The organism is Sulfurimonas sp. SWIR-19 (assembly GCF_020410885.1).
GTDB classification, from domain to species: domain Bacteria; phylum Campylobacterota; class Campylobacteria; order Campylobacterales; family Sulfurimonadaceae; genus Sulfurimonas; species Sulfurimonas sediminis.
In genome coordinates, this window is record NZ_CP084578.1 from 2,066,296 (window position 1) to 2,091,486 (window position 25,191).

The 25,191-nt window shown below is 40.5% G+C and carries 26 protein-coding genes; 6 read left to right on the top strand and 20 right to left on the bottom strand.

From position 1 onward, the window contains the following. Nucleotides 1-7 precede the first annotated feature (7 nt). The 4 genes from rpmE to LCX93_RS10795 all read right to left on the bottom strand — a co-directional run bounded on the left by rpmE (nt 8) and on the right by LCX93_RS10795 (nt 3,110). Nucleotides 8-208: a 50S ribosomal protein L31 gene (gene rpmE, locus LCX93_RS10780; RefSeq protein ID WP_226066280.1), complete on the bottom strand. Its 201-nt coding sequence runs from the start codon at nt 206-208 to the stop codon at nt 8-10. 112 nt (nt 209-320) lie between these two features. Next, nucleotides 321-2,000, bottom strand: a complete 1,680-nt coding sequence (locus tag LCX93_RS10785) for a sensor domain-containing diguanylate cyclase (RefSeq protein ID WP_226066281.1) — start codon at nt 1,998-2,000, stop codon at nt 321-323. 23 nt (nt 2,001-2,023) lie between these two features. Further along, entirely contained in the window at nt 2,024-2,695 is a 672-nt protein-coding gene (locus tag LCX93_RS10790) for a 16S rRNA (uracil(1498)-N(3))-methyltransferase (RefSeq protein WP_226066282.1), read from the bottom strand. Between the two features lies 1 nt (nt 2,696). Beyond that, nucleotides 2,697-3,110, bottom strand: a complete 414-nt coding sequence (locus tag LCX93_RS10795; RefSeq protein ID WP_226066283.1) for a hypothetical protein — start codon at nt 3,108-3,110, stop codon at nt 2,697-2,699. A gap of 60 nt (nt 3,111-3,170) precedes the next feature. Between LCX93_RS10795 and LCX93_RS10800 the strand changes: the two genes are divergently transcribed. Beyond that, on the top strand, nt 3,171-4,382 hold the full coding sequence (locus tag LCX93_RS10800; RefSeq protein WP_226066284.1) for a molybdopterin molybdotransferase MoeA: 1,212 nt from the start codon (nt 3,171-3,173) through the stop codon (nt 4,380-4,382). 15 nt (nt 4,383-4,397) lie between these two features. Here LCX93_RS10800 and LCX93_RS10805 read toward each other — a convergent pair whose 3' ends face one another. The 14 genes from LCX93_RS10805 to mnmG all read right to left on the bottom strand — a co-directional run bounded on the left by LCX93_RS10805 (nt 4,398) and on the right by mnmG (nt 17,275). Further along, complete coding sequence (locus LCX93_RS10805) at nt 4,398-4,748, bottom strand: metal-sulfur cluster assembly factor (protein WP_226066285.1); 351 nt, start codon at nt 4,746-4,748, stop codon at nt 4,398-4,400. Next, nucleotides 4,745-5,167, bottom strand: coding sequence for a SufE family protein (locus LCX93_RS10810; protein ID WP_226066286.1), 423 nt, complete (start codon nt 5,165-5,167; stop codon nt 4,745-4,747). The genes LCX93_RS10805 and LCX93_RS10810 overlap by 4 nt, the downstream gene beginning before the upstream one ends. Continuing rightward, nucleotides 5,164-6,396, bottom strand: coding sequence for a SufD family Fe-S cluster assembly protein (locus LCX93_RS10815; RefSeq protein WP_226066287.1), 1,233 nt, complete (start codon nt 6,394-6,396; stop codon nt 5,164-5,166). The genes LCX93_RS10810 and LCX93_RS10815 overlap by 4 nt, the downstream gene beginning before the upstream one ends. 1 nt (nt 6,397) lies before the next feature. Continuing rightward, a complete protein-coding gene (gene sufC, locus LCX93_RS10820) occupies nt 6,398-7,141 on the bottom strand; it encodes a Fe-S cluster assembly ATPase SufC (protein WP_502988713.1) in 744 nt (247 codons plus the stop codon). Between the two features lie 5 nt (nt 7,142-7,146). Then, a complete protein-coding gene (gene sufB, locus LCX93_RS10825) occupies nt 7,147-8,580 on the bottom strand; it encodes a Fe-S cluster assembly protein SufB (RefSeq protein WP_226066289.1) in 1,434 nt (477 codons plus the stop codon). A 92-nt stretch (nt 8,581-8,672) separates the two neighbouring features. Beyond that, a complete protein-coding gene (locus tag LCX93_RS10830; protein ID WP_226066290.1) occupies nt 8,673-9,254 on the bottom strand; it encodes a 6-pyruvoyl trahydropterin synthase family protein in 582 nt (193 codons plus the stop codon). After that, nucleotides 9,255-10,013, bottom strand: a complete 759-nt coding sequence (locus LCX93_RS10835) for a 7-carboxy-7-deazaguanine synthase QueE (protein WP_226066291.1) — start codon at nt 10,011-10,013, stop codon at nt 9,255-9,257. It lies immediately after the preceding gene. Beyond that, on the bottom strand, nt 10,010-10,975 hold the full coding sequence (moaA, locus tag LCX93_RS10840) for a GTP 3',8-cyclase MoaA (RefSeq protein ID WP_226066292.1): 966 nt from the start codon (nt 10,973-10,975) through the stop codon (nt 10,010-10,012). The genes LCX93_RS10835 and moaA overlap by 4 nt, the downstream gene beginning before the upstream one ends. Before the next feature lie 54 nt (nt 10,976-11,029). Continuing rightward, nucleotides 11,030-11,494 (bottom strand): RDD family protein, encoded by a 465-nt coding sequence (locus LCX93_RS10845; protein WP_226066293.1) that lies wholly within the window; start codon nt 11,492-11,494, stop codon nt 11,030-11,032. 177 nt (nt 11,495-11,671) lie between these two features. Continuing rightward, nucleotides 11,672-12,640, bottom strand: coding sequence for a c-type cytochrome (locus LCX93_RS10850; RefSeq protein ID WP_226066294.1), 969 nt, complete (start codon nt 12,638-12,640; stop codon nt 11,672-11,674). Between the two features lie 10 nt (nt 12,641-12,650). After that, nucleotides 12,651-13,865 (bottom strand): cytochrome b, encoded by a 1,215-nt coding sequence (locus LCX93_RS10855; protein ID WP_226066295.1) that lies wholly within the window; start codon nt 13,863-13,865, stop codon nt 12,651-12,653. Nucleotides 13,866-13,879: 14 nt separating this feature from the next. Further along, nucleotides 13,880-14,446 carry a ubiquinol-cytochrome c reductase iron-sulfur subunit gene (gene petA / locus LCX93_RS10860; protein WP_226066296.1) on the bottom strand — a complete coding sequence of 189 codons (567 nt, stop codon included), beginning with the start codon at nt 14,444-14,446 and terminating at the stop codon, nt 13,880-13,882. Between the two features lie 61 nt (nt 14,447-14,507). Then, nucleotides 14,508-15,401, bottom strand: a complete 894-nt coding sequence (locus LCX93_RS10865) for a hypothetical protein (protein WP_226066297.1) — start codon at nt 15,399-15,401, stop codon at nt 14,508-14,510. Continuing rightward, on the bottom strand, nt 15,401-17,275 hold the full coding sequence (gene mnmG, locus LCX93_RS10870) for a tRNA uridine-5-carboxymethylaminomethyl(34) synthesis enzyme MnmG (protein ID WP_226066298.1): 1,875 nt from the start codon (nt 17,273-17,275) through the stop codon (nt 15,401-15,403). The genes LCX93_RS10865 and mnmG overlap by 1 nt, the downstream gene beginning before the upstream one ends. Before the next feature lie 90 nt (nt 17,276-17,365). Between mnmG and LCX93_RS10875 the strand changes: the two genes are divergently transcribed. From LCX93_RS10875 to recQ, 4 genes are all read left to right on the top strand, one after another. Continuing rightward, entirely contained in the window at nt 17,366-17,572 is a 207-nt protein-coding gene (locus tag LCX93_RS10875) for a hypothetical protein (RefSeq protein WP_226066299.1), read from the top strand. Beyond that, nucleotides 17,569-18,255 (top strand): tetratricopeptide repeat protein, encoded by a 687-nt coding sequence (locus tag LCX93_RS10880; protein WP_193150563.1) that lies wholly within the window; start codon nt 17,569-17,571, stop codon nt 18,253-18,255. The genes LCX93_RS10875 and LCX93_RS10880 overlap by 4 nt, the downstream gene beginning before the upstream one ends. A 28-nt stretch (nt 18,256-18,283) precedes the next feature. Next, the gene (gene ribE, locus LCX93_RS10885) at nt 18,284-18,898 is read left to right on the top strand and encodes a riboflavin synthase (RefSeq protein ID WP_226066300.1); all 615 of its coding nucleotides are present in this window, start codon (nt 18,284-18,286) and stop codon (nt 18,896-18,898) included. Nucleotides 18,899-19,066: 168 nt separating this feature from the next. Next, nucleotides 19,067-20,866, top strand: a complete 1,800-nt coding sequence (recQ, locus tag LCX93_RS10890) for a DNA helicase RecQ (protein ID WP_226066301.1) — start codon at nt 19,067-19,069, stop codon at nt 20,864-20,866. A gap of 70 nt (nt 20,867-20,936) precedes the next feature. Here recQ and LCX93_RS10895 read toward each other — a convergent pair whose 3' ends face one another. Then, complete coding sequence (locus tag LCX93_RS10895; protein WP_226066302.1) at nt 20,937-21,713, bottom strand: tRNA (5-methylaminomethyl-2-thiouridine)(34)-methyltransferase MnmD; 777 nt, start codon at nt 21,711-21,713, stop codon at nt 20,937-20,939. A gap of 150 nt (nt 21,714-21,863) precedes the next feature. On the opposite strand from LCX93_RS10895, the gene katG reads away from it, so the two are divergent. Continuing rightward, nucleotides 21,864-24,023: a catalase/peroxidase HPI gene (gene katG, locus LCX93_RS10900; RefSeq protein ID WP_226066303.1), complete on the top strand. Its 2,160-nt coding sequence runs from the start codon at nt 21,864-21,866 to the stop codon at nt 24,021-24,023. 2 nt (nt 24,024-24,025) lie between these two features. Here the strand turns inward: katG and LCX93_RS10905 are convergent, their stop codons facing one another. Further along, on the bottom strand, nt 24,026-25,189 hold the full coding sequence (locus LCX93_RS10905) for a Wadjet anti-phage system protein JetD domain-containing protein (protein WP_226066304.1): 1,164 nt from the start codon (nt 25,187-25,189) through the stop codon (nt 24,026-24,028). Nucleotides 25,190-25,191 lie beyond the last annotated feature (2 nt).

The window sequence follows — 25,191 nt, forward strand, 5'->3', positions numbered from 1 at the left end:
TAAAAAATTATTTTTTATTGTAACGTGCGTTAAATTTCTCGATACGTCCAGCTGTATCAACCATACGCTCTTCACCTGTAAAGAACGGGTGACATTCATTACAAATATCAATTCTCATTTCCGGCTTTTGGCTCTTTGTAACAAAAGTGTTACCACATGCACATGTAACAGTACAGTCAACTAACTGAGGGTGAATACCTTTTTTCATCTTTTTACCTTTTGATACTCGTCGAAGTACGAATATCTATATATTTTTTAAATCCGTATGGGGGCAGATTTTCTGAATGGAATTATAACCAAATTTTTTCTTAATACAAAATTTATCCGATGATATACTGATTTCTTCCGTTCTCCTTTGCTCTGTAGAGTGCATTGTCTACACGCTTAAAGAGTGCGTCCTCATCATCTCCCTCACAGTAAAGCGTTAATCCGAAGGAGAGCGTCACCTTTGGCACCGGAGTAAAAGATTCCTGAAGCATCTTTTTCTGAATCTTCTGTGCTACTTTTTCCAAAGCTTCTACTTTGGCATTTTTGACAATGATGATAAACTCTTCACCGCCCCATCGTGCAACAAAATCATCCTCGCGTACATTTTTCAGCAAAACATCTGCAATTTTTTTCAAAACATGATCTCCGACATCATGTCCGTAATTGTCATTGACCAGTTTAAAAAAGTCTATATCAATCATCATCATGCCAAACACTTCACCATACCGTTTTGCACTTTTTATCTTCTTTGTAACTATGCGGATATACTCCTGTCGGTTATACAAGGCAGTCAGCGGATCATGAATAGTCAAGGTCTCCAACTCCTGGGATGTCATTTTGACCAGATGGGTTAATGACTTTTTTATAGAGTCAAAAGTATGCTTTGGTGCAAAACTTTTTTTCTCACACTCTGTAGAGTCTGATTCTGATAAGAAGAGCGCTGTTGTTGTGACATTTAACAACTCCGCCATTTCACAAGATTGGAAAAATTCACCAAAAGTAAAAAAACCGCCTGTCGGTGCGATGGCTTCCAAAACACCCAGTTCATCTTCAAGTTTTTCTCCTAAAAGTGCTTTTCGTGCGACACAGGAATATATAAAAATTGTCTCTGCACAGTACCGGCTCAAAGCACCGTAGAGTTCATCAAGGTGATCTGTCAAATCTTCAATGTCTGCAAAACTAAACCGCACAACATCGCCTACTTCAAATCTGCCTGCATACTGCAAAAAGCCCTCTTGCGTCACAGCAATCGGATCCCGCGCTACAGTAATGTCTCCTTTTTTCAGCAGCAAGGGAAAAGGAGCACATGCTTCAGGAATTTTTTCCAAAATATGCTTGCCGAGGTATCTCTTGTATATGTCCAAAACAGGGATTCCGTCAAGTTCATACAAAACAGTCTCTTGTGCTTTTGTCACTATCATCTCTTTGCCGATAGGGGTCCAGGCAAGAATATAATCACTCTTGGCATGGAGTCCCTTACCGCTTAATGTTGCTATCACACATCCGTTGTCACTGTAGTCTTTCTCGTCAAAAACAAATGTTTTTTGAAAAAGTTCATCACCGGCTCTTCCTCCTGCAATGACAATATCGGGCATAGCCCTGTGAATATCTTCTATCAATGCTTCAGCGTTGCTTTTAAATCCGTCACTGAAAATTATCATCGCTTTTGTATTGTCCCGCACCAACGCTTTTTGCATCATTGCAACATTAAAATCATCTTCAAAAGAGTAAAGTTTCGAAACGACTGTACTTTTTTTAAAGAGACTCAAAGAGAGCACAACTTCTTTGTCATACATCACAGCATTCGCTATGCCGCCGGCCGTTGTGGTACCGATGATATTTGCATAAGGGAGTTCTTTTTTGATAAACTGTGCAAGAGAGAGGCAGAACTCTTCCTCTGTAATCCCGCTCAACACCTGAACAAGAAGTGCTTCTTCCTCTTTCAGTTTATGCTTTTTTACAAATTTTTGAAATGTTTTTTCATCTTTATAAATTATATTATAACTCTTCATTCAAAAATTATATCACGGTGTCCTTAAAGCAATATTTTGCTTGCAACAGCCATAACAGCACTCTCGGAACGAAGGATCATAGGTGTACCCAGCCTAAAAACTTCCTGATTTTTCAAAAACTCTTTTTCTTTGGCTGAAAACCCGCCCTCACAGCCTATCAGTACCGTTGTAAAATCACTCTCACATTCGAGTTTTTTATCTGTAAAATCAAAAACTTTTGTATCCGGGTTTTCTTTGATAAATGTTTCGAGCCCTTCACATGTAGTAAACTCCATAAACTCTGTACGTCCACACTGCTGATTTGAAGCCTGTATAATCCGTTCAAACCGCTTGAAATCAGGCTTAAAGTTTTTTTGACTGCGCTCGCAGTAGATGAAAGTAATCTTCTTCACCCCTGTTTCGTTCAGACTTGCCAGTACTTTTTCAACAGACTTGTTATCAATGACACACCAGCCGATATGCAGCTCTTTTTCCGCTTTGACTCTCAGAATTTCTGAAGAAATACGCGCAAACTCTGCCGTTCTTGGTTCTATTTTCTGCAGCCTGTAAAGATGAAGCGTATCTATATCTTCTTTATTGCGAAAGCCCAGTTCGTCACCGACTTTGTGACGGCGTACTTTTATAAGGTATTTAAAGTCTTCGCTCTTTACATGTAAAGTCTCCTGCCCTGCCTCTGCATTGAAAAGATATACCATTTTACAAAAACCACATCCACAGTGACATCAAAAGCACCAAAACAAATTCTGCCTGCAAAATTGTTCTTGCAAACGGTTTGTATGCATTAAAAGCATGCTCTTTTTTCGTGTTCAGATATTTTAGGGCTTTTAACCTTTTTGTTTCCAAAACAATCAACACAACACCTAAAAGAATCATAGCAATATTTTCTATGCTAAAATGCAGATGCTTTGCCGCCATCATCACAATACCGGTAAACAAAAGCGAACCAAGTATTGTCATTGTCAAAGGTGTCAGATACAAAGTATTAACCCTTTTGTACTTAGAAAGCTCTTGAGAACTTATCAGAAAAAAAAGATTTATAAAAATCATCACTAAAATTGCAACAGCAGACCAACTATGTAGGCTTAAACCCATATTATACATTTCATTCATAACGAAATTATATTATAATATGTCCATTAAACAAAGAGTCTGCACAAAGGATATACTATTATGACTGTAAGCATTGAAAAAGCGCTCGAACTGATTTATACAAATACAAAACGAAAATCGCTCAAAATACTGCCGATTGAAGAAGCTTTGGGCTATATACTTGCCGAAGATATTACAGCAACACACAATCTGCCGCCTTATGACAATTCCGCGATGGACGGATATGCGGTAAAGATAGAAGACTCTGACAAGTGTGTTAGAGTATCGTGCACAATTTTTGCAGGTGATGATTTTCAGGGGGAACTCAAACACGGAGAAGCCATCAAAATCATGACAGGAGCAAGAATTCCGCTTGGAACCCAGTGTATCGTACCGATTGAAGATACACAAGAGTGCCAAAACGGTGTCAAACTTCCCGACAATCTTGTCATCTCAAAGCATATTCGTCTCAGTGGTGAAGATATAAAAAAAGAGACCCTGCTCCTCTCCTGCGGCGATATTATTGATGCCCACCAAATCACCCTGCTTGCCTCTCAGGGAATCAGCCATGTCAAAGTATACAAAAAACCCCGTGTCGCGCTGTTTGCCTCAGGGAATGAATTAAAAATGCACTTTGAGCAGATTACCGAGTATCAACTCTACAATACAAATACACCGACTCTCCTCTCCCGTGTCAAAGAACTTGGCTGTGAAGTGGAGTTTATCGGTACTGCCGCAGATACTTTGGAAGATATTCATACGCATATCCAAAGTGCGCTTGACTGTGATTTTATCATTACGAGCGGCGGGGTAAGTGTAGGCGATGCCGACTTTACAAAAGAGGCGTTTGGAGCCTTAGGTTATGAAATTCTTTTTGAAAAAGTATCCATTAAACCTGGAAAACCGACCACTTTTGGAAAAATCGGAAACAAAGTCATCTTGAATCTGCCTGGAAATCCGCTCGCAGCCGCTTTGAATTTTGAGCTTTTCGGAAGAAGCATTATTTATGCAATGAGCGGACAAAAAAACAAATACATCAACCCTATTACTGCCAAAATGAAAAATGATGTCACACTGCGTTCAGGAAGGAGAACCGTTATTCCCGGCTATTTTGATGGTGAATATTTTACAGTTTGTGAGCAGTATGCTCCGGGGATGATTTCTCCTTTGGCAGAGGCAAACAGTTTTATCATTACTGATGAAAACTGTTCAAAAATTTCAAAAGAGACTCCTGTCAAAACAATCAGCACCAAGTTCAGTTTCTGCAGTGCAAACTTTATTCCTTTAAGCTAAGTGCCTGACAGGCACTTAAAGCATCCCCATGGTAAGCTTTGCTTCATCACTCATCTTGCTTTGATCCCATGGCGGATCATACACCACCTCAACATCAAGTTCTTCAACAGAACCGTCTTCTATCGTGTTGGCAATATTTTTCACCATATCTATAATGATCTGACTCATGGAACAGGTTGGTGCGGTAAGTGTCATGACTACTTTGCATTTGTTGAGCTTGCTCACAGGGTCTTTTTCACATTTGACATCATAAATAAGACCAAGATTATAAATATCTACCGGAAGTTCAGGGTCGTATATCTTTTTTAACTCTTCAATAACCCGTGCTTCACTCTCCTTGGGCGTCACATCTCTTATATCACTCATACCGTTTCCTCTTTACATCTTTTTGCATAAGCATAGACTTTGTTTAAAAAAGCCTCTAAACTCTGTTGACGAACAGGAGAAAGATGTTCGATTATTCCTAATTTCTCAAGCTCTTTGGGATCAAAGGCAAGAATATCATCCACCTCCTGTCCGCTGAAAATATCTAAAAGCAGACTCAGCATTCCCTTTGCCATTTCGCTGCTCCCCTCACCTCTTAAAATCAGCTTACCATCTTTACACTCACCGACAAGCCAGGCATGAGAGGCACAGCCTTCTATAAATGTTGCCTCGTTTTTTTCTTCTTGGGGCAGTGTGGTATGTTTTTTTCCCAAATCAAAAATGTATTCAAACATTTCGTTTGGTGTTTCAAACATCTCCAGATCTTCTTTGTAGTAATTTACTTTCTCCCTGACACTCATATCTCTTCTCCAAACACAGTCTCACAGCAGTGATGGCAGGTGGCTATACACTCCAACTGTCCATGACCGTAATAGACCTTTTCAAAAGAGAGGTGCACATTTTCTCTTGTTTTTTCATCTTCTATCGCATCAATGATTTCATTTGCAAAGGCCAAAATCAACATTTTTCTGGCCTCTTCAAGCCTGATACCCCGTGAACGAAGATAAAAAAGCTGTTGGGCATCAAGCTCTCCTATCGTTGAACCGTGACTCGCTTCCACATCATCTATATAAATTTCCAACTGCGGTTTGCTCGCCATATAGGCCCCGTCATTAAGTAAAACGGCCTGGGAGTTTTGGTAGGCTTTTGTACCGCTCCCCTCTGCTTTGATTTTAATGAGCGCATCAAAAATTCCCCGTCCGCTCTCTCCTAAAATTGTTTTTGCTTTTTGGGAACTTTTTGCATTTTTTGCCGCATGCACAATCTGAGAAACTGTGCCTCTTTTACCCTCTCCTTTTGTATATAAAAGATGGTGTGCTTTGAAATCACTGGACTCCATCAATTTTGCCTGTATTAACTGAAGCCCGTCAGCATTGCCAAAATCAAAACTGAAAAAGTTTGCACTGCTTTGTTCTGAGAGTTCTATAAAATGCGAATAGAGTGGTGTATAAATGCCCTCTACCAGTGTTTCATCTTTTATAAAAGTAAAGCGCGTATCTCTTTGAAGATGAATATCACAACCGTACAGCACCAAACTCTTTTTTGCATCACAGCCTATAAAAGATTCACTCAGTGTCACTTGTATATTTGCAGCAGTATTCACAGAAATTCTGTAGGCTATAAGTGCATCTTCCTGCGTATATCTGTGTAAAATCTTTATGCTGCTGTCATTTTCAAAATTGATCTCTATTATCTTTGGAGAGAGCAGATGCCCCAGATAATAAAGCGGATCAAAATGTTCCTCAGCTATGCTGTGTCTCTCTGTATAACCAATTTTCAGATCTTTTGGAGCGCGAACAACCACACCGTCAACGATCTCCACAAAATCGGCTTCTTCAATTTCAGACTCTTTTTTTGCAACAACTTTGTACTCAGTACTCAGAAGTTTTTCAACAGGAAAATAGCGATACTGCTCCGTTTTTTTCGTCGGCAGTCCGAGCAGTTGCAGACGCGATGCCGCAACTTCTGTCTCTTTTGTAACCACAGATGAAAGATTTTTTAAACTGTTTGCCAAAACTGTCTGTTTCATCTTAAAACTCCTCAAGAGCTGTGTATCCCTTCTCTTCCAACTCTGCCACAAGTTCAGAACCTGCAGTTTTTACAATTTTGCCGTCTTTAAGAACATGAACATAGTCGGGTTTGACATACTCAAGGATTCTACTGTAATGCGTGATAATCAAAAATGTTCTTTTCTCATCTTTGATTTTGTTGATTCCCTCACTTACCGCCCGCAGAGCATCAATGTCAAGTCCCGAATCAATCTCATCCAAAATAATAAAATCAGGCTCAAGCATCAGCATCTGCAGCGTTTCGTTTCGCTTTTTCTCTCCGCCCGAAAAGCCCTCGTTGAGTGAGCGGGTAATCAGTTCGGGTTTCATTCCAAGTTCTTGTGCCAGACGCTTTGCTTCGCGTAAAAATTCTGCAGCGTTGAGCTCTTCTTTGCCTTCAAACTTTCTTTTTGCATTCACAGCAGTTCGCAAAAAGTATGCATTGCTCACACCCGGAATCTCTACAGGATTTTGAAAACTTAAAAATATACCTTTAAGCGCACGCATTTCCGGTGCTTCTTCAACAATGCTCTCTCCTTTGTAGAGAATATCTCCCTCCGTCACAGTAATGTCATAATGTCCAACAATAGCTTTGGAAAGTGTTGACTTTCCTGCACCGTTTGGTCCCATAATTACATGAACCTTCCCTCTTTCAAGACAAAGGTCCAAGCCTTTTAAAATATTTTTTTCACCTATATTTGCATGTAAATTTTTTATTTCCATCATTGTACTCATCCTACACTTCCCTCCAATGTTAATTCTAAGAGCGCTTTTGCTTCTACCGCATACTCCATCGGCAGTTGGTTAAACACCTCTTTACAAAATCCATGTACTATCATGCTCACAGCATCCTCTTCGCTGATACCCCGTTGACGCAGATAAAACAGCTGCTCGTCACTAATTTTTGTTGTTGTTGCCTCATGTTCAACTTTGGCATGGGCACTTTTGTTCTCCAGATAAGGAAAAGTATGTGCCCCGCACTCACTTCCGATAAGCAGGGAATCACATTCACTGCGGTTATGCGCACCTTCTGCTTTTGCCGCCATTTTTACAAGCCCGCGATAACTGTTCTGTCCCCGCATCGCAGAAATTCCTTTTGAGATGATGGTTGAACTTGTATTTTTTCCCAAATGAATCATCTTTGTCCCTGTATCTGCCTGCTGTGCAAGCGTTGTCACAGCGACTGAATAAAACTCGCCCACACTGTTGTCTCCCTGTAAAATACAGCTTGGATACTTCCAGGTGATGACGGAACCTGTCTCCACCTGCGTCCAGGATATTTTTGAATTATCTCCCTTGCAAAGACCGCGTTTGGTAACAAAGTTGTAGATTCCGCCTTTGCCCTCTTTATCACCCGGATACCAGTTTTGAATGGTAGAATATTTGATCTCTGCATCTTTCATCGCAATGAGTTCCACAACAGCGGCATGCAATTGCGAATCATCCCGCATCGGAGCCGAACAGCCTTCATTGTAGCTTACATAACTTCCCTCGTCTGCTACAATCAGTGTTCTCTCAAACTGTCCTGTATTAAGCGCATTGATACGAAAATAGGTACTGAGCTCCATAGGGCAGCGAACCCCTTTTGGAATGTAGACAAAGGTACCGTCTGTAAAAACAGCGGCATTTAAGGCTGCATAATAGTTGTCATTCATCGGGACGACACTGAACATATACTTTTTAACAAGTTCAGGATAATCCTGCAGCGCTTCAGAAATAGAACAAAAGATAATCCCGTGCTTTTTGAGCTCCTCTGAAAATGTGGTTTTTACAGAAACCGAATCCACAACAGCATCTACGGCAATTCCCTGCAACTGCTTTTGTTCATCCAAAGGAATGCCCAGTTTTTTATAGGCTTCAAGAATTTTAGGATCAACTTCATCAAGGGAGTTTGCTCCCTTTTTTGGAGCCGAAAAATAAGAGATTGATTGGTAGTCTATAGGTTCGTAGGTTACATGTGCCCAGTGGGGCTCTTGCATTTTCTGCCATTTTTCAAGGGCATTTAAGCGCCACTGCGTCATCCACTCCGGTTCATTTTTCTTTTTCGAAATGAAACGAATGGTTGTTTCATTTAAGCCCGGAGGCAGTGTGTCTTGTTCTATATCTATCTCAAACCCGAGTTTATACTCGCCCGAGACAGCTTTGTTAATCTCTTCTTGTGCCATATCTTTTCTCCTTTTGTATCAAAAGAAACAGTGTTTTTTACTTTTATGCAATTTAAGTATAGCACTCTATTATTAAAAAATATTAAGAAGACTCAAACACTTGCAGGATTTAAAAAAGTTTCTCCTCTTTTTATCTTTTCAAAAAGGTCTTTGTCTTTAAAATCCTCTAAAACCTGTGGTGAAAAAACAATCTCTTCAAGCTTGATTTCACCCATGTTTTTAGAGTGGGCATCTTGCACAAAACACTGTGCATAGCCTGTGGCAGTTTCATGCACTATAACGCTCTCAAGGCGTACCTCTTTTTCTCCGTTTTGTGTTGATGTGAGCGATAAAAGTCTCTCTATCATCACAAAAATAACACGTGAAAACTGCTCTGCCGAAGGCGATACAGGCAGTTCCACCCAGCGTGCAGAGTGTTTTTTCATATCACGGACAAACTCCGGATCATCATCACGCCACAGGGCAACAGCATGGTCAAAACTCTCCACAAGATCTTTCATGTTTTGCTTCATCAGTCCAAAATCATAGACCATCTGTCCATTATCCAAAAAGTTGGATGCAAAAAGCAGTTCTACTTTATAAGAGTGCCCGTGAATAGAACTTCTGCATTTTACAGTCGAGCATCCCCGTACAATATGTGCATTTTCAAATTTAAAAAGCTTTCTTATTATCATCTAAACTCCTTTGTTTGCATCCCAGATTCTTATGTGCAGTCTGTCACTAAAATTATATCCCTTTGCCTTGCAGAACTCTATGAGTGGCTGGGTATTTTCTTCCAACTCTTTTTTGCTGCCTGCTACGGGCATACAGTAGACCTTAGTCTGAGGGGAATGCATGGTAACGCTTTGTATCTCCTCTTCTAAAGCCATATTTATAGACTCTTTGTCAATGGAAAATTTAAAAAAAGCATCTTTGGCATTTGCGGCAATATTGTAAATCACATCACCGCGCAGACGCTTGTTCAGGGATTCTCCAGAATTAAAAAGCTTCACTGACAGAGCAAACACACACTCTTTGTAGACAGGATATTTTTCAAAATCAACCGCTAAAGAACCGTTTGTTTCAAAAGTTATCTGATGTCCCTTTGCCACAAGGGCTTCCAAAAAAGCAACAAAAAGTGCATCATTAGCATAAATCAAAGGCTCACCGCCTGTCAAAACAATGTCTACCGCTTCTGGCAAATCATACAAAGAGAGTACATTCAGCAGTTCTTCTACTTTATAAACAGGTACCCAACTCTTTAAAAAGTGTTCTTTATTGACGGCATAGACTGTGTCACAGCCGACAACGACTGTACCGTCATTTGCCGTTTCCATGCAACCGAAACCTTCACATTTCATATTGCACCCGCCGAAACGGAAAAAAAGAGAAGGCGTGCCTACATATTTGCCTTCGCCCTGAATAGAGTAGAAATGTTCAACGAGGTAGATCATCCACCCGTCTCATAAAAAGCTCTGTTGGAAACTTCATCATCCTCTCCGCCCCAGCGATTTTTTTCCGGTTTCGTGCGAACTACTTCTTTTAAAACAGCCGCAGCCCCTTTTATATCGCCTTTTTTGATTGACTCAGCAATGCTCATTGCCTCATCAAAATACAAACACGGTATCAGATTACCCTCTGCCGTCAGTCTTATGCGGTTACACTGTTTGCAAAAATCATCACCGTAGGGTTCTATAATGCCGAATCGGTACCCGTCTTTCATTCTGTAATAATGCGAAGGAGACGCTCCGTCAAAGCCTTCGTCTTCAAAGTCATACTTTTGTCTGAGAATTTCGAGAAGTTCTGATGATTTAAGCCCTGAAATGTCCGCTTTGGCAAACTTGTTTTCCATATACTCTATAAAACGCACACTCATGTCACGTGCTTTACAATACTCCAGCACATCTATAATTTCATCTGCATTCATATTTTTCATAGGCACCATATTTACTTTTACTTTAAGTCCTACTTTTAAAGCTTCATCTACACCCTCAAGCACATTTTTAAGTACATCTTTGCCGGCTATAGCCTGTGCAACTTCCGGTTTGAGGGTATCTATACTGACATTAATGCGTTTGAGCCCTGCATTTTTAAGTCTTTGTGCCGTGCCTTTGAGCAAAAAGGCATTGGTAGTCATTGCCAAATCTATTGCAGGTTCATAGTCATAAATCATTTTAATAAATTTATCCAAATCTTCACGTAAAAGCGGTTCTCCGCCTGTTATACGAATCTTTTTCACGCCTTCATCAATGGCTACTTTCATAAACTCAAACAACTCTTCAAAAGTCAATAAATTCTCTTTTGGCACCCAGGAAAAAGGTTTTTCCGGCATACAGTACTGACATCGAAAGTTACATCGCTCCGTTACGGAGACTCTTAAATAATCAACTACTCTCTCATAGCTATCAATCAGCATTTTATTTCCTAATTTTAATTCTTGGTATTATATCTACTGGAGTTGATGCACTTCTTAATCAACTTCAACTTCTACAGTTGCGCATATTATATCATGCAATACTTTTTTATCTTTTCTATAAAATGGCGTTACTAATCCTAAAAGAATTGTTGCAGAAAACAAAAAAGCGATAAAACGGCACAAAGCCCGAAAAAATCCTATATTTTTATAGCTTTTATCATCAACTACTTTAATTTTATATGCTTTTTTCCCCGGAGTCTGTCCAAATTTTGCCAAAAGAACGGCATAAATCAAGCCATACGTCACTACCCCGAAAAATGGTGCCCATTGCGAAGACTGAAATGCTTCTTTGCTCCCCATAACAACATAGGCAATAATATATAAAATAGGTGCATATATCATAAACAGGTCGGTAATGAGTGCTTTTATTTTATCCGGATAACGCGCATAGCGTATGTGAGGTCTCTTTTGTTGTTGTTTTTGATGTTTTGTATTTTTTTTAATGTCTCTAAATCTCATAAAAAGATTATATCAAAGTTCTACTTTAGCGTAGGTAAGGGAGATAAGGACCGCAGTGGTCCAAGCGGAGCAAAGGAATTCACTTCCTTTGCGGGGCTTATCAGAACTTGCAAAGTTCTCTTCAGTGACCTCAGCGGTCCAAGCGGAGCAAAGGAATTATTTCCTTTGCGGGACTTATTAATGCAAGTCTCTCCACACTTCTTTTTTCCAAAGAATAGCAAATATTGCAAAGATTATGATATAAATCATGACATATTTACCGATCTCTTCTCTTTTGTGACGTTTGGAATCACCTACATTTTCAAGATGCTCAATCACTTTATCGGCAGCTTCTGCAGTCACACCCACACGAGGCATAGCAGTTCCTTTAAGGTACGCTTGAGGATCTTCAACAAAAGTTTTGATGTAGTGCTCTCCACGAGAACGAATATACATACTTAAATCCGGTGGTAAAGTACCCAGGTATTTTGTCAAAGCATCCTGATAGTCAAGCACTTTAGTCTCAAATGCCAACTCATCTTGCTTGTGTTTGAAGGTCGGTTTTTCTCCAATCTGTGTCCATGGTGCATGAATTTTACCGTCTAACGAATACGGATAGTGAATTGCATGACATCTTCCACAGGCTGTTTCAAAAGCCATATTCGGTGTTAATTTCTCTTGCGGTACTGCAATTGACTGTAAATAGGCAACCATGTCCGCCACTTCCTGATCTATATCTCCACCGGCTCCGTAAAACTGTGGCATTGGGTATGATTTACCGCTTTTCTCATTGTACTTGTGCTCAAGCATTAAAGCATGTGCAGGATTTTTAATGAGTGCTGCCAAAAATTTCGCATCAAACACAACACCCGCATTTGATAAATCAGGCGGATTCACACCGTAACTCTGCGCAGCAGTGACCGGATCCATAGGAGCCGGCATACCTGCAACTTTGATACTGTGACAACCGACACAGGCACCTGCACCCATGACTAAATCTTTTCCACGAGTCGCATCGCCTTTTTTTGTTAATGCCGGTAAATCTTTATATGCAAACCCTTCACTCTCTACATGCTTGTGCATTTGCGAATGGGCAAACGGCTCCACAAGATAATAAGTTACAAGAGTAAAAACAGTTACTACCGCTAATATAAATAATTCTTTCACTTTTTACTCCTTAAACTTTTTTTTCAAATTTTGTGATAAACGGAAGTATAATCCATAAACCGATAAACGTTATAGCCGCATAAAAACCGATGGCACTAAAGACACCTTCCGGTGGAACTTTCCCCATTGCCGTCAATATAATCATGTCAATCAACATTGCCCAGAACCAATACTTAAACAAACCACGGCGGGATGCAGGAACAGCATTGGGACTTCTGTCTAAAAACGGTAACAGGAAGAAAATAACCTGTGCAAAAGCAAACGCTATCAGCCCGACATTTGTTGAAAACGGTCTTAAAATCTCATACGACCATAAGAAATACCACTCAGGGTAAATATGCGTCGGTGTTTTTAAACCGTTTGCAGGGTCGAAGTTTACAGGATCCATAGCAAAATCATAATGATAAAAGACAAGATAAAAGAAAAGAATAAGGAAAATTCCCACTACCATCATATCTTTCGCTAAAAAGTCGTTCATGAAACGAATTACTTTTGAGTTTGCTTTATCACCGGCTAAATATTTTTTTGCTTCAGCATCAAAGTCGATCTCTTCTCCGTCTTGATTGTTTACATGCGGAATACGCAATGCTCCGAAGTGTAATCCGATAAGACCGATGATTGCCAAAGGAATAAGCAGTACATGTAACATAAAGAAACGGTTTAAAAATGCCTGTGCAGGAACATAATCCCCACGAATCCACTCCACAAGACCGTCTAAATGCAGACCACCCATACTAAACAGGTTGGTGATAACCATACCGGCCCAGTAAGACATTTGACCCCAAGGAAGCATATACCCTGAGAATGCTTCTGCCGAAAATGCAACAAATAAAAGCATACCCGAGATCCAGATCATTTCACGTCCTTTTTTATAAGAACCGTAATAGATACCTGTAAACATATGAATGTAGATAATCAAAAACACTACAGATGCCGCTACACCGTGAACATGTCTCCACAACCAGCCATATCCGACTTCTTGCATAATCGTGTAATTCACACTGTCAAATGCCAAGTCTATATTTGGTTGATAATACATCAGTAAAAAGATACCTGATATCAATAACAGTCCGAATGTAATTGCAAGTATCATACCCATCGCCCATAAAAAGTTAATGTTTTTAGGGATCCAATATTCCGTCGCCAAAACACGATTGAGTGTATCAATGCCAAGGCGTTGATTTAACCAGTCATGCAGGCTTGTTGCTTTTGTAAAATGTGCCATATCTTTCCTTTACCCTATACTTTCAGTGTTATGCCATCGGCGAGCATTTTTTCATATTCCGGTGATGTTTCACCTAACACTACTTTCATACCATCCACTTTAAACGGAGGAATGTCCAGACCACGTGGAGGCGGAGACTTCGTTACCATTCCCGTGTCATCATACATACCACCGTGACAGGCACATAAGAAACTTTTTTCATCAGGGTTGTACCCTGGAATACAACCAAGATGCGTACAAAGACCGACACATATAAGGAAATAATCATCTCCTACTTTGATAAGTCTTTTCTTGTCCATCTCAGCCGTTGACTTTCCGGTAATCTGACTTATATTTTTGTCATATGTTTCAATCATCTCTTTAGACTGCTTCAAGACAAAAATAGGCTTTCCTCTCCATTTTTCCACTACCAGTTCATTCTCTTTATATTGAGACATGTCCAGAGTAGTAAACCCAGCTGCCTTGACACTCGGTAACGGGTCCCACGTTCTCTTCATTGCATATAATGAAGCAACAGCACCCACACCGGCAACAGCACCGAATGCTTTGCCCATAAAACCTCTACGGCTATTATTTTTCATGTTCTCTCTCTTCTTTATTCAATTTTCAATCCTTATTATATACCAAATAAGTTTTAATTATTTATAAATTTAAGCTTTCCTTTAGAAAGTTTACTGTTTTGTTACTATTTTTTTCAATTGTTCCGTAATTTCTCGTAAAAACAGTCTCTAATATCACATTTAAGTGACTTTTATCATAATTATGAACGACAGGAATATTTAAGCTTTCAAACAGAGGAATAAAATCCCGTGTGTAATCTTCTCTTTGTATATAAACAGGTTTCCCGCCAGAGGCTAAAGAATCAAGGACTGCCTGTGGCGAAGCTGTTACTAAAACTTCACTCTGCATTATCATTGCATCATACTCTTCAAATTCAAAGTAATGAACGAATCTTGTTTTTAACATTTCTTCATAATCTAGAAAATAATAAAATCCCAGTTGCAAATACGGGTGTAAATCTTCTATAAAATCCAAATGTTTTTGTAAATCTTTTTCATAATCATCATCCCCGAAAAAATAAGAAAGTGGCACTGTTTTTTCTTTACATGTAAAGTATTTGTCAGCTACAACCACGGCTTTGCAGATACCTTCACCTTCCAAATAGGGAGAGAGTAAAAACTCATTTTCCGCTTTTACCTCATCAGGCTTATCACTGATTCTCACAAATCTTGAAAAATAGTTTCGCATATCTTTAAGCATAATGGGATTAGCTTCCTCAGAATCAAAAATTAATTTGTCGCCGTTATGGGCGATTTGGGGAATGTTTCGCACAACATCAATCCCCACGCTCTTGTCTATGCCAAAATCTCGTGCCGCCTGTGCAATTCTATAGTCACTTGTCAGCAGTGTAATATCTTCATCCTCTAAAGCATTGAGTATCGCCACCGCTCTGCGAAATCTGTCCAGACCTATTCTGTGCCCCGTATGCACATAGTAATAAGTCTTCGCTCCGGGAATATTTATTTCTCTACGCATTATTTTTTTGCAGCCATTCTGATATATATATGCAGTATCTCTATCGCTGCCGGTGTAATTCCGCTGATGTTCATCGCTGCCTGGAGTGTCGGCGGAGAAAAAGCCACCAGTTTTTCCTGTACCTCTTTGGAGAGTCCGCTCACACCCGTAAAATCAAAGCCTTCGGGGATTTTGACTTTGAGATACTTTTTCATACGCTCTATCTCTTGGCTCTGTTTGTCAACGTAGCGGGCATATTTGCCTTCTACCAAAATTTCTTCTTTAATGTAGTCATCATACTTGTCAAGTTCAGGCACAACTGTGACCATCTTCTGCACATCAAATGTTTTACGGGCAATAAGCTGCTGTGCGGTTGAGACATCTTTTAGAGGCTGTTCATCCATAGATGCAAGCAGTGCGTTAAACTCTTTGTTTGGCGTAAATTTTGTATTTTCCAAAAGCTGTGCACCTTCTTGTATCTGCTGTGCTTTTTGCTTGATTTTTTCATACTGTTCATCGGAGATAAGTCCGAGTTCATGTCCGTATTTTCCCAGTCTGACATCTGCGGACTCTTCACGAAGCAAAAGACGATACTCTGCACGGGAGGTAAACATTCTGTAAGGCTCATTTGTTCCTTTTGTTACCAAATCATCTATAAGCACACCGATGTACGCCTCATCACGACGGAGAATAAGCGGTTCTTTATTTTGCAGTGCCAAAGAAGCATTGATACCCGCCATAATCCCCTGTGCCGCTGCCTCTTCATAGCCTGTTGTCCCATTTATCTGACCGGCTAAATAGAGTCCTTTGATCTTTTTAGTCTCAAGCGAATGTTTCAGCTCACGCGGATCCACAAAATCATACTCTATGGCATAGCCGTAACGGACGATTTTTGCATTTTCCATTCCCTTGACCGAATGAATCATATCCCGCTGCACTTCAGGTGGTAAAGAGGTACTCAGACCGTTGACATAAATTTCTGTGTTATCCATGGTTTGTGGTTCCAAAAAGAGATGGTGTCGCTCTTTGTCTGGAAACTTGTCTATTTTATCTTCTATGGACGGACAGTATCGCGGGCTTTTTCCGGCAATCTGACCTGTAAAGAGAGGAGCTCTGTAAAAATTGCTCTCAATGATTTTGTGTGTGGTCTCATTTGTATAGGCAATGTAGCACGGCAGTTGTTTTTTTGTCGCACGGAATTTTTCTCTGTCTGTTCTGAAACTAAAAGGATTCGGCAACGCATCCCCATCCTGCTCTTCCATTACGGAAAAATCAATGCTTGAAGAGTCAATACGTGCACAGGTTCCGGTTTTTAAACGTGCCATACTGAGCCCTGCATCATTTTTAAGCGAAGCGGAAAGTCCGACGCTTCGTGGTTCACCAAAACGTCCGCCCTCTTGCTGTACCTCGCCTACATGTATGATACCGTTGAGAAATGTTCCTGAAGTGATGATGACTTTTTTGGCTCTGTACTCATTTAAAAGTGCTGTGCGGACACCTTTTACCTCATCTTCTTCTATGATTAATGATTCAACCGTATCCTGTGCCAAATCAAGATTGGGTGTACCCAGTACAACATTTCTGGCGATTATACGGTACTTGTCCATATCTATCTGTGCACGGCTGCCGCGAACGGCCGGTCCTTTTGTCTGATTGAGTATGCGAAACTGTATCCCCGCTTCATCGGTAATCAGTCCCATTTCACCGCCGAGTGCATCAAGCTCCCGTACCAAATGCCCTTTTGCGAGTCCGCCTACAGCAGGATTACAGGAAGTTGCTCCGACATTTTCCGCAAGCATGGAAATCATCAGTGTTTTGTTCCCCATTCGAGCTGCCGCCAAAGAAGCCTCTATACCCGCATGTCCACCGCCTACTACTATTACATCATAATTCATTAAAAAATCCATTTTATTATCTTAATGCGAATTTTATCATTTTTCAGTATCATTTGCATAATATAAAGTAAATTACCTGAGGTTTTTAAGATGAGTACAGATTTATTTCGAGATTATGTACCCGAAATACTGGTTTATGACCCCGAAATTGACGGCAGTTACGAGCATAAAATACGCGATGAGCATCTCAGCAGCAAAGAAAAATTATTAGAAAAAGTAAGAAAAGCAAAAGCAGCCGCCAAAGGCAATGCAACAACTTTTAGACAACCAATTCGTACGGAGAATGAAAAACAATGATACAAAAAGCAAACGAAGCCTATAATTCAGGTGATTTTGAAACTGCATACAAACTTTATACACAGCTTGCAGAAGAAGGCAATGCCGATGCGCAAACCTCTTTGGGGTATATGCATCAAATGGCACAGGGGTGTGAAAAAGATGAGGCAAAAACACTCGAGCTGTACACAAAGGCAGCCGAAGCGAAACAGCCGTATGCGCTTTTTAACCTTGCTATTTTATATGAAAACGGTGTTGGCGGTGTCAAACATGACATGTTCAAGGCATATGAGCTGCATATGGAAGCGGCGACAAGAGGGGTGCCACCTGCCATGTATGAAGTTGCTCTCATGCTAGAACGCGGGCTTGGCTGTATGCAAAACTACTCCGAAGCGGCATTTTGGTATGAAGAAGCGGCAAAACGCGGGCATCTGCAGGCATTTAACAATCTTGGCGCACTCTATAAAGAGGGACATGGCGTGATACAGAATGATGCAAAAGCTTTTATCTGCTTTAAACGTGCGGCTGATGGCGGACTTACAGAAGGACTTTATAACCTGGGGCTCCTGTATGATCAGGGAATAGGCTGTGAAGAGGATCATGACAAAGCGCTTGATTTGTGCCGAAAAGCCGCCTATCAAGGGCATGAAAAAGCCAAAGCTATCATCAAGGGTCTTCAAGAAGACGGTAAAATCGTTTTTTAGTTTTTATACATTAACGAGGAAAAAGTATATGTTTACAGGATTAATCAGAGAAGTTGCAACAGTGAAAAGTTTTGTGGGTTCCACTCTCAGTATCAGAGCAACATACAAAGCCGGTATCGGTGATTCAATTGCCGTAAACGGTGCCTGTTTAACCGTAGTAAAAGTAAATCCAGACGGCTTTTCCGTAGAACTCTCTCCGGAGAGCCAGAAACTTTTGGCCATTGAAAACTATAAAAACGAGGTCCATATAGAACCTGCCATGAAAATGGGTGACCGTTTTGAGGGGCATATCGTTCAGGGGCATGTTGATACCGTAGGCACCATTAAAGATATCAAAAACAACGGCAACTCCTATGATGTTTTTATAACGGTAGAGAAGCAATTTATTCCCTATATTGTACCCAAAGGCTCCATCACCATAGACGGTGTCAGCCTGACCGTCAATGATGTCAATGAAAACATTTTTCGTCTGACTATCATTCCGCATACCATGAAAGAGACGCTTTTTAAGAACTACCGCAAAGGCAGTCGTGTCAATGTCGAGACAGATATGTTTGCCCGGTACGTTGCACACATCATCAATCATCAAAAATCAACTTCACTCTCATGGGATGAAGTAGATCGAATAAGTGCAAATTATTAATTTTTCAAAACCCGTACTTTTAACGCTAAGCTGAGAGTGGCAGGAAAGTTGTAGCAGTCGGCACTGAAGTACCGATTCCGGAAAAATGAAGCATACTGTTGTCCGGAACCCATCCTTTAGGGTGGGCTTAGAGTCAAAGCAACAACAGTCGGCGGTGCAGAAAAAAAGTTGACAACAAATGGAGTACAAATCAAAAATCAGGTTTTAAAAGACAATTTCGGACACAATAGTTTCAGAGAGTTGCAAGAAGAAGGCGTGGATGCCATCTTAAACGCTCAGGATTTACTGATGATTTTACCTACGGGTGGCGGGAAATCTCTTGTTTATCAGCTTCCTACGATGATGATGGAGGGCATTACCATTGTCATATCTCCGCTTATTGCACTGATGCAGGATCAGGTACGCGCCCTGCAGGCGCAAAATATTTCCGCTCAGATGATAAGCTCGGCTCAGAGTCATGAAGAGGTGCAGGAGATTATATCGCAGGCATACAGCGGGGCTTTGAAGTTTTTATACCTCTCTCCCGAGCGCCTGAACAACGGACATACCATTGAACTGCTTCGGGGTTTACATGTAAACTTTTTCGTCATAGATGAAGCACACTGTATTTCCCAATGGGGGCATGAATTTCGGGATGACTACCGTGCTTTGGGAAATTTAAAACATAATTTTCCAAACACGACCATCGCCGCTTTTACAGCAACTTCAACCGACAATGTCACACAGGATATTTTAAGAGAATTGCGTCTTGAAAATCCGCTTCTGCTCAAAGGAAAGGTATTTCGTAAAAATATTTTTATCTCTGCACAAAGACGCATCAGCAACGGGCATGCCCAGCTTAAAAATTTTCTCTCACGCCATCAGGATGAGAGCGGCATTATTTATGTCAGCTCCCGTAAAAAGGCCGAAGAGCTCAGTGCTTTTTTAAATGTCAACGGCTACAAATCACTTGCCTATCATGCCGGACTGCCACAGCATGTAAGAGAGCAGAATTTTAAAATCTTTGTCAATGACAAAATCAACATCATGGTTGCCACCATCGCTTTTGGCATGGGCATAGACAAAAGTGACATTCGTTTTGTCGTGCATATGAGCCTGCCAAAATCACAGGAAAACTACTATCAGGAGATTGGGCGTGCCGGGCGTGACGGAGAAGACAGTGAAGTGCTGCTCCTTTTCAATGCAGGCGATATGGCACAGCATAAACGCTTTTTGGCAGAGATTACAAACGAAGAGTACAAAGCCCATCTTGATACAAAAATAGACAAAATATACAAATATGCCACCAGTGAAATCTGCTTTCACAAACAACTCGCCGAATACTTTAACGACACCCTTGATGCGTGTAAAGAGCGTTGCGACAACTGCCTGACATCTGATGACAAACGCCAAGACATCACAAAAGAGGCACAAATGGTTCTGAGTACGATTTATAAAACAAATCAGAGCTTCGGGAAAAATTATATCATAGATATTTTACGTGGTTCAACTGAGCAAAAGCTCCTTGCCAACGGGGCTGATAAGCTTTCGGTCTATGGCATTGGATTGGATTTGAGCAAAAAAGAGTGGTTTGTCATTGTGGAACGTCTTTTGGAGTTAAAAATTGTCACACTCGGAGATTTCAATGTTTTAAAACTGACTCAGGATGCCATCGCCGTTTTAAAATCACAAACACTCGTTGACATCAAATCTTCCAGACTGCAAATCAATACCAAAGAGAAAAAAATCAAACAGGCAAAAGAGTTTGACTATGATGAAGCATTATTTGAAAAGCTTCGGGCAAAGAGAGCGGAACTTGCCAGTGAGATGGGTGTACCGGCTTACATCATTTTTGGAGACAAAACACTCAAGCACCTTGCCAATGACATGCCGACCAACAAAGAAGAGATGCTTGAAGTAAACGGTGTGGGAGAAAAGAAATTCGCACAGTTTGGGAAGCAGTTTTTGGATGTTATTAATGACTCATAAAAACAGTCGGCACTGCAGAAAAAAATTTAGTTTTTTTGGAACCCGTACTTCAGTGCGGGCTTTGTATGTTTTAAGAAAGTTCACCGTCTCGCAAAGGTTTCACATCAGGGTTACATGTAATCTTGTGTTGCATATTCACCGGTTCAAAACTGTTTAACTCCCTCAGAGATGCCACCGTTGCAGCTCTGTAATCTTCTCCTTTGTTTATATATACAAAAAACCCGTTTACATGTAAAGCCAAACGCGTTTTGAGTGCTGTAGAGTATGTTGTCAAAATTGCATCTTTTTTCATACTCTTTTTTATATCGCTGAAATACTCCTGTGTCCAGAGCATCGGATTTGCGTCAGGCGAGAAAGCATCCTGATAGACAATGTCAAATTTGTTTTCAAATTGTTTTACATACTCCCGTGCATCCCCTAAAAAAAGTTCTATGCAAAGAGTCTCATCATCATATCTACCCTGTGTACTGAGTGCTGTTATTACCTCGTGCAGTGCTTTAAATTCGTCCGGGTACTGAAAAGAAGGCAAAGATTGTATCAGTTTTGCATCCAACTCCGGAGAATAGATATGCAGTTTTGTGTGCGGTGCATATTTTTTGTAATGCAACACTGTTGCCAGAGTATTAAAACCCAATCCGTAACAAATATCCAAAACAGCCAGCTCTTTTTTCTCCTTTACATGTAAAGAAGCAGGGAGTATATGCTTTTTCAAGGACTCATGCAAAGCCCCGTCTCTTGTTGAATGATAATGCTGGGCGTACTCTTTTGAGTAGGCTGTATAGCTTCCGTCTTTTGTAAGTTCCAAAGTGTGCACATCTGTGTCAAATCTGTCTGTATCTTTTTTCATGATGCTATTTTACCATTGTGTTACTCAAAATATTGCACAGAGAAACAAATTGTTAACATTTTTAATAATAAACAATCGTTTAAGTTTACTTCTGTAATAATAAAGGATAATTATTTTCTATTAGGAAAATAGTTCTTTAAAGGATTTATTATGCAATCATACAAACATACCATTGTAGATGGTGATGAAATAGCAAAATGGTGGCCAAATCAGCTTAATCTTAAAATACTTACACAGAACAACCCGCGTCTGACGCCTACAGCATCAGAATTTTCTTACAAAAAAGCTTTTGAAACACTCCCTTATGAAGAGCTCAAAAAAGACCTTGTTTCGCTTATGACAACTTCCGTTTCCTGGTGGCCTGCAGATTATGGGCATTATGGACCTTTTTTTATTCGCATGGCATGGCACAGTGCCGGCACCTATCGCATTATGGACGGACGCGGCGGTGCAGCAACCGGTAATCAACGCTTTGCACCGCTCAACAGTTGGCCAGATAATGTCAATCTGGATAAAGCCCGCCGATTGTTATGGCCTCTGAAAAAGAAATATGGAGAGAAAATTTCCTGGGCGGATTTAATGATACTTGCCGGAACCGTGGCGATGGAATCTATGGGTTTACAGACTTACGGTTTTGGTGGCGGCCGTGAAGATATCTGGCAGACAGAAGAGGACATTTACTGGGGAGAGGAAGAGGAGTGGCTTGCTGATACAAGACATGCAGCAGATAAAAAACTCCAAAATCCTTTGGCTGCAGTACAGATGGGACTTATTTATGTCAATCCGGAAGGACCTAACGGCGAACCGAATGTCTTGGCTGCCGCTGAGGATATACGGGTGAGTTTTCGTCGCATGGGTATGAATGATGCAGAAACAATTGCGCTTATAGCAGGCGGTCATACTTTTGGAAAAAGTCATGGAGCCGCTGATCCTCAAAAGTATGTAGGTCCCGAACCTGAAGCAGCCCCATTGGAACAACAGGGTTTTGGTTGGAAAAACAGCTACAAAAGCGGCAAAGGCGCCGATACAATATCGAGCGGACTAGAAGGTGCCTGGACGCCTACTCCTACAAAATGGGACAACAGCTTTTTAGAAATCTTATTCAAATACGAATGGAATCTTCAAAAAAGTCCGGCAGGTGCATGGCAATGGGTTCCTGTCAATCCGGATGAAGAAGATTTAACTCCTGATGCACACATTGCGGGGAAAAAAGAAAAAACCATTATGTTTACAACCGATTTGGCACTGCGAATGGATCCTGAATTTGAAAAAGTCTCCCGTTCTTTCTTAAAAGACCCCAAACTGTTTGCCCGGAGTTTTGCAAAAGCATGGTTTAAACTGACACACCGTGATATGGGTCCAAAATCTCGTTATCTTGGTCCGGAAGTCCCAAAAGAAGACTTTTTATGGCAAGACCCTCTGCCGGATGTATCATACTCATTAGTAAATGAAGACGAGATACAAACGCTTAAAAAAGAGATTATACAAAGTGGTCTGCAAATATCCGAGTTACTCTACGTTGCGTGGTCATCTGCCGCAACATACAGAGACTCTGACAAAAGAGGCGGGGCTAACGGTGCAAGAATAGCCTTGGAACCGCAAAAAAACTGGCAGGTTAACGAGCCTGAACAGTTACAAAAAGTCTTGTCTGTTTTGCGAAAAATTCAAGAGAATTTCAATGCACATCATACAAATCAGATTTCCCTTGCAGATATCATTGTCCTTGGCGGTGTGGCAGCACTTGAAAAGGCACTCAAAAATGGCGGCTACACCAAAAAAGTTCCTTTCCTTGCCGGAAGAGTCGATGCCACACAGGAGCAGACAGATGTTCACAGCTTTGCATACCTTGAACCAAAAGAGGGAGATGCCTTTAGAAATTATCTTCCAAAAGAGTGTAAAGTGCCTGCTGAGCGTCTTTTACTTGACAAAGCACAGCAACTGACACTGAGTGTACCCGAGATGACGGTACTCATCGGCGGGCTGAGAGTGCTCTGGGTCAATTATAAGCAAAGTGACTATGGAGTACTCAGCGATAAAAAAGAGCGTCTCAGTAATGATTTTTTTGTAAATTTGGCAGATATGAATCTATCATGGTCACCGGCAGATGAGGCCCACAGTTTGTTTGAAGGTTTCTCTCACGGAAAAATAAAATACAGAGCAACACGCGCAGATTTAATTTTCGGTGCCAATTCCCAACTGCGTGCACAAACGGAATTCTATGCACAGAATGACAAACAGGAACAGTTTGCAGATGACTTCATTGCGGCATGGAATAAGGTAATGAATTTAGACAGGTTCGATATTTTATAAAATTATTTGATGGTTTCTTGATGAAGCACTTCTCTTGCCTCATCAAAAGGAATCATCTCCTGTTCCAGTCTGAAATTTTCCCCATAATAATGTGATGCCAACCGTTTGTAGACTACTGTTTCTTCTTGGGTCAGATGCTTTAGTTCTGTCTCTTTGGCGCCTTTATAGCTTACACTGCGGTCTTTGTACTGTTGCAGTGTCTTGATATCCATCATCAATGACTTTGTTTGTGGAAAATATGAACGCATTTTAGAAAGGATGGCAAAGCCGTCCATGTCAATATCACCCCAGTAATATATCTCCTTTGTCTCAAGCCAGCGTGTATTTTTTAAAATACCGATATTATACCCGCTCCCAAAAATTGCAATACTGCTTTGAAGCTGAGGCAAAGAGAGAAAGGTTATTTTGTTTTCAATCACAAACACTCTTTGACAATCTGTTTCCAAAGCTTCAAACTGCTCAAGAGTCAATGTAATATCATCACATCCACACATACGCAGCCGTTCATCCAAAATTCTAAAACGTACCTGTGGCAGTATATATTTAAGCCCGTAGCGTTTTTCAAAGGCAAAATCTTTTATGCTTGCAAGTGGCTCTCTTTCTAAAATGCATGAGAGCAAAATATCAAGAATTTTAAGATGTTTTTGTATATATTTCGTGTCAATACCTTTAAGGCTTATCTCTCTTATATAGATATTTGGAGATGGATTATGGGTAAAAAAACCGAGTATCAAAACAAATTTCTCCCACTCTTTTGCATACTCCACAACAAGCCTCGGTTTTACAAAAAAAAGTTCTTTGAGTTTTGGGTAGTGCTTGAACAAATACTCATACCACTGCACAAAAAGAGCATACTCCTCTTTTTCATTTATCAGCAAAAGAAACTGCTCTTTATCATTGACAACTACAAAAACAGGCAGTTTTTGCATGCCCATCTTCTTAAAATGAAACGCCCTGTACTCCAGAGGATACCCTGAGCGTTCAAGTTTCTCTTTTTGCTTTAAAATCAGAGAAAATGCTTGAAGCAATTCCTGCTCTTTTGGCTTTTTAAGGGGGATTTTTACAGGGGTAAAAGGCTTGTTTTGGATATAGAGGCGAAAAATACCTCCGCTGTCATACAAGCGTTGTAAGCGTTTTTGTATAGCGGCAACATTATAAAAATCCATCT